Raw genomic sequence first — 13,520 nt, forward strand, 5'->3', positions numbered from 1 at the left:
GAGCTCAACCTCCAGCAACCCGCCGGCTGCGACCACCAGCCTGCCGCACACGCCCTGGCCGCATAACCCCCGAAGGATTTACGAACTTAAGCACTAAGCCCACGGGGCTGACCCAACCCGTCGCCTTGCCGCCGGCCAGGCCGGTCCGTCCAGTCGAGAGCAGGAGCTGACATTCTCGATGTCCATGGAGACGGTCGCTCGCCGCACTACAGACGACGCCTTGACGCCGCAGCAGGAGTCGGAGCTGGTGCGGGCGATGCTGGCTCATCAGGTGGGGATCGATCCGGATCGGGTGGGACCGGTTCTGGATCTCGCTGCCGTCGGTGTGATCAACAACGCGTGGCGCAACAGCCCGGTGGAGGACTGGCACGCCGGGGACGGGCCGCTCAGCGACGGCGACATGCTCCGCATCAATTCACACACCTGTTGGCGGGTACGGCAGACCATCCGGCGTTGGCACCGCGAGGTGGGCCTGGCGGCAGATGCCGACGCCGGGCGGCTTGACGACGTCAGCGTGGACGATTGGGACGGGCTGGCGGTACGGATCTGGCGCTGGCTGGTCAACCCACAGCGCCTGATGCCAAGTGGCTTCCGGCTCGTCGAGATCGCCGGCGATGACCTCGCGGACTTCAGCGACCACGTCGCCGGCGTGGTAGGCGGGCGGGCAGCCGCAACTGAGGAACGGGGTGGCCGACACGCCGCCTGGTCTGTGGCGGCACACGGTGGGCTGGCGTGCCGCCATTGGTGGGGCACGCCGACCGGCCCAGCCTGGTCGACGACTTCGTCACCGTCCTTGAAGAGCCGTCGCATCAGCACTGGGGGCCCAACGGCCAGCGGCGTCACCGACTGCAGCCAGAACCCGCCCAGGTGGCGGACCGCCGCGTCTTGCGCAAACGCTTCTGCGCGAGCCGTGGGCTCTCCAGCCGCTGGCAGCCCAGTGGGTTGTTGCGGCGTGTATCGGCCACCTGCGGCCGGGTATCCCGCCATTGCCCACCAGCGCCGACATCAACACGTCCGCGAGCCGCGTCTCCTGAGGACTGGATCAACGGCGAGTGCTAGGGCTATGCGACCCCGGCCGCCGTCATCCCTGACGTGGCGCGGGCACGGACTGCCCGTCTTGTCCTCCGGCTAACGGGTGGGGCTGGCCCGTCATGGCCGCGAGGGCATCGGCGACAGCGTGCAGGTCGGCTTTGATGTAGGTGGTGGTGGCGGGTCCGCGGCTGTCGGTGTGGCCGGCGTAGGCCCGGGCTACTCCATAGCCGAAGTGCCGTTCGACCCAGGTGAGGGTGGTGTGGCGCAGCCAGTGGGTGGAGATGCCCTGCGCGGCTACCCACGGGAGCTGACGCCCGATGCGTTTCCACAGCAGGTCGTAGCGGCGGTAGCTGGCGGGTCGGCCGGTGCGGTAGCGCAGCAGCTTGTCGGTGGGCGCGACGGCGCCGCGGGCGTGGGCGTGCTCGAGCAGCCGGGCGGCGAGCATCGGGGTGATGGGTTGCCACCGTTGGGTGCCGCCCTTCTCGGTGAGCCGGATCAGGGCGTGGTCGGGGTCGAGGTCGATCAGGCGCAGCGCCAAGGCACCTCCGCGGCGGCAGGCGGTTTCGGTGTGCAGGCGCAGCAGCAGGGCGTCGAGGACGATGTCGTTGCCGCCGCTGCGGGCGGCGCGGTTGATCTCCTCCAGCTCTTTCGGGGTGAGGGCGCGGCGGGTGTTGGGCAGCCGGCGGGGCTTGCGCACCCGGTGGGCGGGGCTGTCTACGGCGCTGAGGTAGCCGTCGGCGATAGCACGGGTGTAGAAGGCGCGGGCGGCGGCGACGAAATGCTCGCCGGCGTGCCGACCGTGACGGGAGTTGCGGCGGGAGCGGGCACCGGCGGTGGCCTGGCGCATGAGGGCTTCGATGTCGCTTGCGGTGACCGTATCGAGGCGGCGATCGCCGAGGGTCGCGGCCATGCGGTTCCAGTAGCTTCGGTAGCTGCGCCGGGTGCCGGGGCTCGCCGCCGCCACGACACAGGGTAGGTATTCGGCGACTGTCGGCACCGCGCGGCTGGTCGTGTCGGTGAGGTCGGCGGCGGTGAGGCCGAGATGGTCCAGCAGCGCCCGGACGATGGTGACGCGGTCGGGGTCAGCGCTCATCGAGGGCTCCGAGGATGTGAGCGTGCAGGTCGGCCAGGAGCGCGGTGATGGTGTTTGAGGGGTGCACGACGATCAGGTCCCGCCTGAGGAAGGCGGCCAGGAGCACCGGTTCCCCGCTGGCGATGCCGCACAGGTGGCGGGCGGCAGCCGGCAGGGGAAGTTCTTCACGGGCTCCCACGACGTGCTCTCCGTCAACGGCAGGGGTGATGAGCACTGCGGCGTGCACGACGTCGACGCGCAGGGCAAGGCCAGGTGTCCAACCCAGGACGCGCAGCAGCGGACGGGCGGTCACCCGACCCGCGGAATCGGGGCGGGCGACGTCGAACAGCACCCCGCTGGACGGCTGGTCAGCGGGCGGCGGCAGGGTCGGCATGGGTGCCGGCTGAGGCGGCGCGACCGGCAGTGGGGTGGGCACGAGCGCCTCGACGAGCTGCTCGTCGTGCCAGCGAGGAGGGAGCGGTCGGCGGCTCACGGCCGTTCCCGCCAATGTGGCCGCGCCAGTGTCAGCGCAGGCGGGAGCGTCCCCCGAGGTTCGTCATGAGCATGGATGCTGCTGGTGGTGATCCGCTGATCCGCCGTTACCGGTCGATCTTGCGCGAATCTCCACGAAAACTGGTGTCCGAGGGGGGAGTGAACACAAATTTGCAGCACCCATGCTCAGCATGGGTGCTCATGCCGTGATTTTAGCAGTCTGGCATCAGAGAGAAGGGCGCATCGATGGCAACCCCCGACGCGGCGCTGAATCTCGGCAAGGATGGGTCATCGAGGGTGGCGAGTACCATTTGGTTCGCCCGCCAGAAAATCGTCATCGAACTGCCCAGCCCACCGGCCCCCGACGGCCTCAACCCGCTGATCTGGCGACGCGACGCGGAGGTCCACCACCAGGACCGCCGCCGGGCCGCCGTCGTTGCAGACGTCCGCGCCATCCCCACGTGAAGCACGAAGACGTCCCGCCGGTCGAGCATTCTGTTCCCGCAGCCAGTAGGCAGCGACCTCGCGAACCTCTGCGGCTAGGTCGTTGAGCGCCTCGCGGACCACGTTCGCGTATCGGTGGGAGCGCTTGCGCCACCACAGCGGGGACAGGATTGCCAGCCTCCGCACGGTGGCGTCCGGGTCCTGGCTGACGGTCTGTCCGAGCAGCGGTAGGACCCGTCGGGCGATGGCGGCACCGAGACGCCGGTCGCCGAGTAGGCACACTGCGTGCCGGCGGATGACGATGTGCGGCGAGGTCAGCCCGCGGATTGCTTCGTCCACCTCGTCGACGGTGATGTCGCAGTACCCACGCCCCGGCTTGAGCTCTTCGGCCAGCGCCGGAACGTACGCCGGCCAGCGCTCGATGACGTCCTGCAGAGGCTGATAGTCCAACCGCGGTGCATAACCGCCTGGTTTGCGGAAGCTGGTGTACGGCGCGGCGACGGCGCTGACCACGACCTCTTGCGGAGGACTGTCGATCCTGTCCGGCACGAGATTCAGGCGGCCCAGCCGCGCCTGCGCACGCCACCCATGACTGGTCCGGCCCCTCGAAGCGGGTCAGTGCTGCGTGCAGCGCCGACACAACGTCGTGGTCGGGCTGACCGATGTCGGCCAGCAGTCTTACGCCCCTTCTTGATCACCTGGATGTCATCGAGGACCAGCGCGCCCTCGGCGTCAGCCAGTCCGGCCAGCACGTAACCACACCTCGTCCAGCATCGCCCGCACGATCAGCCCAACCCTGCGGTCAACGCCGACAGATCCGCACCCCAAACATCGATATCCTCAACCGTGATCGCACCCACCATCCCGGATCGAACGAACGATCATGAAACAAGTTTCAAAATCCGGGACTGCAGTACCGATGCCCACGCACCCAAAACCAGACACCTATTCAGGTACGTGAGTCTATTCGCGTTCTGGCACGGCACCGGATCACAGCGACGAAAACGCGACGGCCACCGCCGACACGAGGGCGATCACGATGTCCGGAGTCTGCGCCAACATGACCGCCCGCCACGCGCGGCTCTCGCGATTCCACCTACCCTCCAGCAGGTAATCAGCGATCAAGCCCTTCAGTAGATGCACAGCTCCCATGAAGAAGATGAAGAAGCTCAGCACACCACTGACAAAGAATGCGGCCAGGAACGGCGCTCCCTCCCATCCCCCTGGAAGCAGCGATACCGGGATAATCACAACCAAAAGCACAGGAGCCACGACGGCTAGCATGACACCCCACACCGCCATCCTGGCCATGTGGAAAAGCATCAAATCGTTGACGTCCTCGACGGGCAAGGTGAGGTGACCCATCACCTTGTCCCGCCGCTCTCCGGGGCTCCCCCCGATGCCTAGGAAACGGCCAGCGCTACCCGCGAGCCATGGCGCCGGCCACTTCAGCAGATCCATCGACGCTACTTCCATGATGGGCGGACTTCGACGAGCACCGGCTAGTCTAGTACAGCCGCGCCCAGCGAGACACGCGTGAGTTTGCGCACGAACTTAAATATTTACACCCGGTGTAGCCGACTGCGGCTGGGTAGGCTGCCCGACGGTCCCATCGGTCAAACCGTGCCTGGTACCAACGGTGCTGCTTCGCGTCAGAGACGTTGTGGTGCATTTTGTTCAACTCTTTACGCTTCATCTTGCGGGCGCCACGGAATCCCTTGAACTTCGGGATCGTCTTGCCGACCTGCTTCGCCTCGCGAAGCGCAATGCCTGCGCGTGCCCCCCTTGCCATCGCGCCAGCGCCAGGAACGGCGCCTACGAGGTCGAGCGCCATTGCCCCCCATTTACGCTCTCGATAGTTGTTGCGTGCCGAGTAGAGCGAGAATCCGATAGCGAGGCCGCCGGCGATGGCGTTGACCGGTGGCGGGGTAAACATGGCAATTGTGCTGCAGACCAACGCGGGATTGTTCTTCACAAAGTTCGCGGCGCCCTTCGCCGCCGCTTTTAGTCGGCCCCAGAACTTCCCGTCCAGGTCACTGCAGTTTACTGGATCGGCGGAGCAGTAGTCGTAGGCGTTGGCGTTGCCACCGTCCTGCGGGTCCATCTGTAGGAACCGGCCGAGTGCTGGGCTGTAGAGGCGGACGCCCATGAGGATGAGTCCGCCGAGGGCCTCGCCGGAGCGCTGCTTGCCACCCAGCCAGCCGTACCGCTGGGCTGCCTGGCCCTCCGTGGGGGTGCCAAATTCGTCGTAGTCGTACAGTTCGGGCTCAGTCAACGCTGGGTCGATGGTTGCGGCCACGTCGCCATGCAGGTTGGTCAGCAGTAGCTGTACGCCATCGCCGGACGTGGTCGCCGTCAGGTCGCCGTCCGGGCCGGACACGAATCGGGTGACCCTGTTCTCGGTGGTGTCCTCGACCGTCCAGCGTGGCCCGTCGGTGTCGTCTCCATAATGGTGGCGTCTCGACACTGACGGCGCCCACTGGCCGTCCATCAGCGTCTCGGTGGTGAAGGCCGCGATCCGGTCGGCTGGGTCCAGCGTCCATGTCTGTCGGGCGTCATCGAGCGTTTGTCGTTGAACCAGGTCGTTGGCGTAGTAGCTGTTGGTCAGCCCGCCGGGTAGTTGGGTAGTGCGGCCGAACACGTCGTACCGGTAGCCCGGGTCGGTGATCCGGTCCGCCGAGTCGTAGCTGTGGGCGTCCTGGGTACCGACGCCGTCGGTGTTGCAGGTGCCGTCGACGGACGGATCAAATACCGACCGATTGGTGCGGTTCGTGCGAGTGTCGTACGAATATGTGCGGGTCACGCAGCCTGCGGTGATCGCGCTGTCGTGCTGGGTCTTCTTAAGCCGGCCCAGCCGGTCGTATGAGTAGACCTTGCTGCCACCGGTATAGGTGTGATTCACCCATTGGCCGGCGCTGTTCTCCACCACCGACTCCGAATAGACAATCTCTCCGTCGGAGTCGCGGGTGTAGTTGCGCTCGACCGGCTGCTGATTGGCGTTGAGTCGATCGGTACGGGTCAACCCTCCGGGATACTTCAGCTCGACCAGTTGCTCGTCGGGCGAGTAGGCGGCGGTGAAGGTACCGGTCACGCTGTCGGTGACGCTGGTCAGCAGGCCACGCGGCTCGATGGCACGGTCATAGGCGTAGGTGGTCCACCCGGTCGGGTCGGACACCTTGACCTGGCGGCCGAATCGGTTGTACTCGCTATTGGTCGTTGCCCCGCCCGAGTCGGTATACCGGACCAGCCGGCCTAGCACGTCGTACTCACGGGAGATGGTCGCGCCGCCCCGCGTCGTCTGCGCGAGTTGGCCGGTGGCCGGATCGTACGTGGTGCTGACCGCCTCGAGTGGGGTGCCCTCTTCGGATGTCCCTGCCGTGACGAGCACCCGGCTGGCTGCGTCGTAGGTGGTCGTCGTCGTTCGCGTGACGCCTCCCGCCGTCTCGACGACCTCCTCGGCCTTGCGGTAGCGGCTGTACCGGATGACCCGACGCACCGGCAAATCGCCGGTCATCCGAGCCGGGTCGTGGCCGGTAATCGCACCGGCGGGCCGCCCGACGCAAGCCAACCCGGCCCACTCCGGGCGGTTGCCGCAAGCAGCATCCTGACTGTTCGGCCCTGCCGTGTAGTAGGCGTTCACCCGGGCGCGGGCGTCCGAGCCGGTCGAGTCGATACCCCATGATTTGAGGGCGCGACCCGCCACATCGTAGACCCCTCGAGCGGTCAGGTTGGCCCCGCCGGCGCCCGCGTCCGCCACCATCGTGGTGAACTTGCCGAGTGTCCACCCAGACACCCCACCGCTGTGGGGATCGTAGCCGTACGTGGTAACCCGCACGTCGGCGTCGGGGTAGCCATCCACCTGCGCGCCCTGCCGCTCCGTGGTGACGAGGTGATACGTAGCACCGTCGGGCTTGCCCTCGTCGTACTTGCTGATCTTGTGTGCCCTGCCGATTACTGTCGCACCGGCCGGGATCGTCTCCAACGGCCCGGACCCGTCCGGATCGGCAAGGTCGTTCTCCAGTACGAGGGTGACGGTTGGACCGGTTGTCTCCAGTAGGTCAATGCCATCTGAACTGTACGTATTAATTGTCGACAGTGCGAACGCACGAGCGGCGGTGTCGGAGCCGGCCAGCCCCAGCTCGGCGAGGTAGGTGGCGGCATTGGGAAGGGTACCCAGCGCGAGTGCCCGGTCCGTCGCTTGCAGTGCGCGGATCACGTTGCCAAACTTGTCGTATTCCTTGGTGTCGATGTGCCCGCCCGGGGTGGCGGTGTTCACCTCCTTACCGCCGGCGGATAGGTAGTGGACGGTGGCGTACGGGTAGCCGGCGGTGCCGGGTGAGGTGGGGGTGGCGCGGTTGCGGCCGGGGTTGTTCTCCGGTCCGTAGACGGCGGTGGCGTCGGTGGGCAGGTCGACCTGGCCCCAGGTGGCGATGGAGGCCGCGCCGAGGTTGTAGGGTCCGCCGGCGGCCTGGGTGAGGGGAACGTTGTAGACGACATTGGTCGCGAGTTCGCCGTCGGTGATGGTCTTGGAGCCCTGCTGTAGGGCGGCGCGGCGGACCTTCAGCAGCCGGCCGGGGTTCTCGTCGCCGGCGAGGGTGGCGACCTGGTCGGCGGTGAGGGCCTTGCCGTAGATGCGGACGTCGTCGATGCCGCCGTGCCAGGTGTTGGTGAAGGTGGCGTTCCACTGGGCCCGGCCGATGATGTATCCGCCGGTGGCGTTCCAGCCGCCGGTCGGTGCGGTGGTCGACTGCGGGACTCCGTCGACGTAGAGGGTCATCTTGCCGGTGGCGGTGTCGTAGACGCCGGTGAGGTGGGTCCATCGGCCGAGGACGGGGGCGGTGTTGGACGACGCGCGGATCGGCAGTGACGTGGAGCTGTCGGTGTCCATCCGGGAGAACGCCCACCGGTCGGTGGCCTGGACGTAGTTGAGGAAGAGACCGCTGGTGTACGAGCCGTTCTTGGACACCGCGGTGCGGTTGACGGATTTGTCGGTCAGCCGCACCCAGGCGGAGACGGTGTAGGAGGCGGTGTTCGACAGGGCGGTGCCGGCCACGGTGATCTGCTGACCTGACGTGCCGGTGAACATGGCCGCCTTGTCGGCCGGGTTGTCCGGGTCGTTGCCCTGTCCCCAGGTGACCCCGGCGGACATCGTGCCTGTGCGTCCGTTGCCGGAGGAGTCGGCGACGGTGGTGCCAGACCCGGCATCCAGGTCATAGCGCAGCGCCGCGGCGTCGACGTCGGGGTTGCCGTAGTCGAACTGCCAGGGCAGCTCACCGGCCGGAGTGGCCTTGGAAACCCGGCCTCCGGCGTATTCGTAGCCGGTTTTCAGGGCTGGGGTGACGCGGGGGTCCCAGACCTCGCGGAGCTGGCCCAGGTTGTCGTACGCGTACTTCGCAGTCCGGACGGCGGTCATCGCCGAGGTGTTCGGGTCCCAGCTCCACAGCTTCACCCCGGAGACCCGGTCGGTGTAGTCACCGAACACGCTCTGGCTCAGCCCCGACGTGGTCGTCGTGGCGTACTCGTATTCGAGGACCTCGCAGCCGCGGGCCGGGGTCGCGGTCGTGCAATTGTTCGTGTCGTCAACCCCCGGCTCGACCGGGTTGATCACCTTCTTCAGCAGCAGCCGGCTGCCGGTCGTGTCGTACAGGTACCGGGTCGTGCTGACGGACTCCGAAGTCCACGACGAGGTGGCCGCCCAGATCCCGCTCTGCGCCGTGAACTCGGTGACCGCCCCGTCCACCTCGGTCAGCCGGTACGCGCTGCCGACCTTGGCCAGCACCATGCCCTCGGACCCCGGTTCCGGGGTGTAGCTGACCCCGTCGGGGTTTTTCGCGAAGGTGATCCAGCCGCCGCCGATCGTGTTGACCTGGGCCAGCGACGGCTCGGGCAGGGTAACGGTGGTGTAGTCGACCTCGGCCGCGCCGCCGGTGGCGCTACCGGACCAGGACGGGCCGAACGGGGCCACGATCTCGGTGACCGACAGGTTGTCCCAGTACACCTTCTTCCCGGACCCGCCCTGCGTGCCGTTGTAGAGGCGGAAGAACGCCTCAGTCGCCCCCGCCGGCACCGTCATGTCCACCGACAGTTCCTGCCAGCCGTCGGTGTAGCCGGCCATCGGTGAGGCGACCTCGGTGACGGTGGTCCCGACCTTGTAGAAGCCGACGATCCGCAGCCCACGCGTGGTGTACTCGGGCACCAGACCGGTCGCGACCGGCACGTAGATCCAGCCGGTCATCCGGTACGTGCGCCCCGCGACCATGCCCAGCCGCATCCCGCCGCCGTCACCGCCGACCGCGACATAGGTGTCATTGCTGGTAGTGGTGACCGGGGTGATCTCCAGCGAGGCGACCGGAGTCACCTCACCCTGCCCACGCGCGGTCGACCGCGCCGCCGACGACGTCGACGGCGTCGTGAACCCGGTCAGGTCGGTCGACACCTGCTGCTGGTTAGCGGTCAGCAGCTGCCCCATCGACTGATAGCCATCGGTCGGCTTGCGCGACGACGACGACCGGCCCACCGACAGACCCAACTCGTCCGAGTCAGTGGAGGAGATTCCGTAGTCGCCGGTGAGCAGGTTGACCGAGCCCGGCCCGATCTCGTCGCTCGCCGCGCCGTCACCGCTGGAATCGACCGACACCCGCACCCACGGAGTCGTGTAGGCGGACGTGCTACCGGTGGCGGTGTAGATCTGCGCCCGCAGCTCCACGACACCGCCGACCAGACCAAGAGTGTCGGCGGCGTTCCAGATCGCGTACCCGCCCAGCGTGGACAGCGTGACCGGGCTGGCCGCGGTCGCGGTGATCGGCGCGCCGGTGGCCGAGGTCAGGTTCGCCGAAGGCACCGGCAACGTCGCCCCACCCGGCCCACGCCGGTACTCGAAGTACGCCCGGGTGTAGCCGGCCACCGGGGTGGTGACCTGCAACTTGGTGCGTTTGACGATCGTCGCCCCCGGCAGCGGCTGCGCCAGCGCCGCCGCGCCCGCCTCGAACACGTACAGGTTCGGGCTGGACAGGTTCCCCGCCGAGTCCTTCGCCTGCACCGTCAACGTGCGATGCCCATCGCGTGGGCGCAACGTCTCCGACTTTGCGGCGGTGGCCGGTAGTGTCGTCGCGGACGACTCGTAGTCGAACTTGTACACGAACGCCGCCAGGTCGGTGGTGCCGCTGGCCGGGGTGAAGGTGAACGAGTCCGGTGCTTCCGCACCGCCGTGCGGCTGCCCATCGTTCTTGTAGATGCCGGCGGACACGAACGGCACCCCGGGCTTGACGGTGTCCACCGTCAACGTCGACCACCCGGTCCAGGCGCCATAGACGTACGGGTCCTTGGCGCGCACCCGCCACTCGTACGCGGTGTCGTTGACCAGGTCGACCGGCACCTGCCACGACGCGGTCGACCCGTTCGTCCACGCCGGGCTACCCGAGCGCAACCCCGACGAGGTCACCGCCGCCTGGGTGGTCTTGTTCCGCACCTCGAACTCGGCCTGCAACGTCTGCCCGGCATCCGCATCCGCCAGCTTCGCCGACAGGGTCGGTCGCACCGCCGACGTGCGCGCCCCCGCCCCGCACAACGTGTAACACGGTGCGACCGCCAGGGCCGACGGTGTGCCCGGCGCGCTGTTGTAGGTGATCGACACCGACGGCGGGTGGGTTCCCTCGGCGGAGTCGAACCGCTTCCACGACAGGTGATTCGTCTCGCTGGTCCCGCGCAGCATCACGCTCGCGCTGGTCTGGTTGTTGTCGGCGGCGTACTGCAACGCCCCACCGACCTCGATGTAGACGTAGCCGGCGCCGCAGGACGAGTTGTAGCCCTTCGTCTCCGTCGACGTGCCGACCTTCGCCCGCGCGGTCGGCTGGTTCGTCCACCGCACCGACGAATCCACGTAATCGGTCCGCCACGCCTCCCACGACGCGGCTGTGCACGACCACGAGTGGTAGTTCCACAACTTCAGCTTCGCCGTGATGATCCGGCTACCCGCAAACCCGGTCGTGTTGAACCGCAGATACGACCGCGCCGTCCGCGACACACCACCATCATCCGAGTAACCCAGCTTCAACTCCGGCGCACCCGACTGGTCACTGGAGTAGTCCGTCTGCACGAACGCGTCAAACGACGGCGACAGCGACGTCGGCGGGTCGATCGTCACCGGAAACGCCAGATCCGCACGAGCCAGGAATCCCGCGTCCGGCGTCAGCTCCACCACCGCACGACCCGCGCCCTTGGCGAGGGTGCGCAGCCCGACCCGGCCACGGTTGACATGCTCCAACGACTGCGGACTCGTCTCGGCGTCCCACATCAGCGGCGTCTGCGCCCGGCCCACCTGCCGGCCCTTGGCGTCCTTCAACACCAGCCCGCCCATACCGTCACCGGCCGCGGTCAGCTTGCCGGTCCGCATCGGCAGGCTCAGCTTGCGCACCTGCGCCAACCCGGCCCGGTCCTTCACCACGAAATGCTGCTCATAGCCGGTCGCATGGGCGTGGAACACCAGGTCCACACTTGGCAGCACGTCGGGGTAGGTGATCGTCCGGCCGTCCAGCACCGGCTCCGGCAACGGTCCCACCCACGCCAGGGCGGTCCGGTCGTCGCCCTCACCCACCGCGACCAGCTCATGCTCACCAGCACCGGACGCGGCGCCGGAGAAAGCGAGCCCACGAGGGTGCGCCTTCGGCGCGACCGACCCGTCCGCCCGACGCTCTAACGTCAAATCCACCGGCACCCAACGGTCACCGTCACGCACCCGAACCGGGGCCAGGGACCGATCCTCCGTCACCGTGCCATCCGGATTCACGAACACCTGCGTCGTCTCCGACCGCCGGCCCGCGACCTCCACCCGGGCCCCGCACAGCTTCGCCGCGACCGCCGCCGACACCTCATCCGCCCGCTCATCCGGACACTTCGGCTTCGGCGCCGCCGCAGGAGGCGCCGCCTGCGCCGGGCGGGCCGGACGGGCCGGCACATCCGCCAGCGTCGCCACCAACACCAGCGACATCACAATCGCCAACCGGCGAACCCAACCCGCGAACCCCGCGCCGGCCACAGTGATGAACACACGAGACTGCCAGCGAAGCGTCGGCACGGCGCCCTCCCCCGTTGAAGCCCCACAGTCGAGGCGAGCCGAACATAGACGGCCGCAGATCAAACATTCAAGATCTTGACAATCCGCTCGGTCGCGGGTACCACACGGAACGTAATGCGATCTGTTGGGAGAATCCCGAGCCACCCCCGGCTACCGGCGGGCCATGCGATACCAACGGCGAAGGTGCCGCGGGCGCGGCCCTCCCTCCAGCATCCTTCCCGACGCCGAACAGGCGCGGGGGCTTCGGCACTGACCGTGCCCGCACCGCCGGCAAGCACCAGCGGGTCTCGGCTGTTTCTCGGTGCACGAGTAGTTCCGCGGCGGCCCCGACCGGCCGCGAATCACCCGGTTCGACAACCCCCTAGCGTCGTACGCCTTCCCCGGTGACGCGTTGCCCTGCGACGGCCGCTGGGGCGCCGCCCAGCAGACCCGGGAACACATTCGCGCCGACTGGCTGACGCCGGCGCAGGCCATGCTGCCCGCATAAGCCCTCCGCGGTATTGAAAGATCCCGCGTACGGCGAGTCCGTCGCGACGACGTGTTCACATGTCTTGGGAGCGACAATGCCAACGCTTAGTGGTCCGCGCCGTAAGTCCTTCGGGGGTTATGTGGCGGGGGCCGGTGCGGCAGGCTGGTGGTCGCAGCCGGAGGGCTGTTGGGGGTTTGGCTCTTTCTGTTCGTGTCGCTCGATCCGGGCTATGAGGTCCTCGAGGTCGGCCGGGGTGAACTTCCATCTGAACGGCCGGGCGGTCGCGTTGTAGCGCTGCTCGAAGGCGGTGAGTCGGTCTTCGACCTGGTCAAGGCTGGTGAAGTCGTTGGGTGTGAGGACTTTGCGTCCGACGATCGAGAAGTAGATCTCGATCTGGTTGATCCACGAGGCGTGGACCGGGGTGTGGACCATGACCGCGTTCGGGAACTGCTTCGCGAGGCGGTCGACCGCGGTCTGGCCGCGGTGAGAGGAGCCGTTGTCGACCACCCAGAACACCCGTTTCGCGGAGGCATACGGTTGCTGGGTCATGACCTGTTCGACCAGGGTCATGAACGGGGCGATGCCGGTCTTGGGCGAGTAGTGGCCGAAGACGCGGGCCTGGTGGACGTCGTAGGCGGCCAGGTAGGCCAGAGCACCGCCGCGCTGGTACTCGTGGTTGACCCGCATCGTGCGGGCTGTGCCGGGTGGCAGGGTGGGGTGGCAGCGGCAGCGGGCTTGGATGCTGGTCTTCTCGTCGCTGGAGATGACGTACTCGTCCGGCCCGAGCGGAATGCCCTGGTAGGTGCGGGCGTAGAGGTCGAGCACCCGGGTGGCCTTGGCGAGGAAGTCCGGGTCACGGATGAAGATCCAGGACTGGTGCTGCCAGGGTTTGAGCGTGTCGGCGGCCAGGATCCGGCGGATCGTGGATGCGGAGATCG

Annotated in this window: 7 protein-coding genes; all 7 read right to left on the reverse strand. The window is 67.8% G+C overall.

What is annotated here, in order from left to right:
- Window positions 1–415: 415 nt before the first annotated feature.
- Window positions 416–697: a hypothetical protein gene (locus AB0C02_RS32755; protein WP_357553092.1), complete on the reverse strand. Its 282-nt coding sequence runs from the start codon at window positions 695–697 to the stop codon at window positions 416–418.
- 384 nt (window positions 698–1,081) lie between these two features.
- Window positions 1,082–2,125, reverse strand: coding sequence for a site-specific integrase (locus AB0C02_RS32760; RefSeq protein WP_357553093.1), 1,044 nt, complete (start codon window positions 2,123–2,125; stop codon window positions 1,082–1,084).
- Window positions 2,115–2,597 (reverse strand): hypothetical protein, encoded by a 483-nt coding sequence (locus AB0C02_RS32765; protein WP_357553094.1) that lies wholly within the window; start codon window positions 2,595–2,597, stop codon window positions 2,115–2,117. The genes AB0C02_RS32760 and AB0C02_RS32765 overlap by 11 nt, the downstream gene beginning before the upstream one ends.
- A 287-nt stretch (window positions 2,598–2,884) precedes the next feature.
- Window positions 2,885–3,589, reverse strand: a complete 705-nt coding sequence (locus AB0C02_RS32770; protein WP_357553095.1) for a hypothetical protein — start codon at window positions 3,587–3,589, stop codon at window positions 2,885–2,887.
- Between the two features lie 441 nt (window positions 3,590–4,030).
- A complete protein-coding gene (locus tag AB0C02_RS32775; protein WP_357553096.1) occupies window positions 4,031–4,501 on the reverse strand; it encodes a hypothetical protein in 471 nt (156 codons plus the stop codon).
- Between the two features lie 46 nt (window positions 4,502–4,547).
- Window positions 4,548–12,026, reverse strand: a complete 7,479-nt coding sequence (locus AB0C02_RS32780) for a LamG-like jellyroll fold domain-containing protein (protein WP_357553097.1) — start codon at window positions 12,024–12,026, stop codon at window positions 4,548–4,550.
- A gap of 691 nt (window positions 12,027–12,717) precedes the next feature.
- Window positions 12,718–13,520, reverse strand: an 803-nt coding sequence (locus tag AB0C02_RS32785) for a transposase (protein WP_357553098.1), incomplete at its 5' end; no start/stop codon positions are given.

Source organism: Micromonospora sp. NPDC048999, assembly GCF_040649295.1.
Lineage (GTDB): Bacteria > Actinomycetota > Actinomycetes > Mycobacteriales > Micromonosporaceae > Micromonospora.

Excerpts from the sequence above, each read along its gene's own strand:
- AB0C02_RS32780 (WP_357553097.1), bottom strand. The coding sequence starts at position 12,026 with ATGTCGCTGGTGTTGGTGGCGACGCTGGCGGATGTGCCGGCCCGTCCG.
- AB0C02_RS32775 (WP_357553096.1), bottom strand. The coding sequence starts at position 4,501 with ATGGATCTGCTGAAGTGGCCGGCGCCATGGCTCGCGGGTAGCGCTGGC.
- AB0C02_RS32760 (WP_357553093.1), bottom strand. The coding sequence starts at position 2,125 with ATGAGCGCTGACCCCGACCGCGTCACCATCGTCCGGGCGCTGCTGGAC.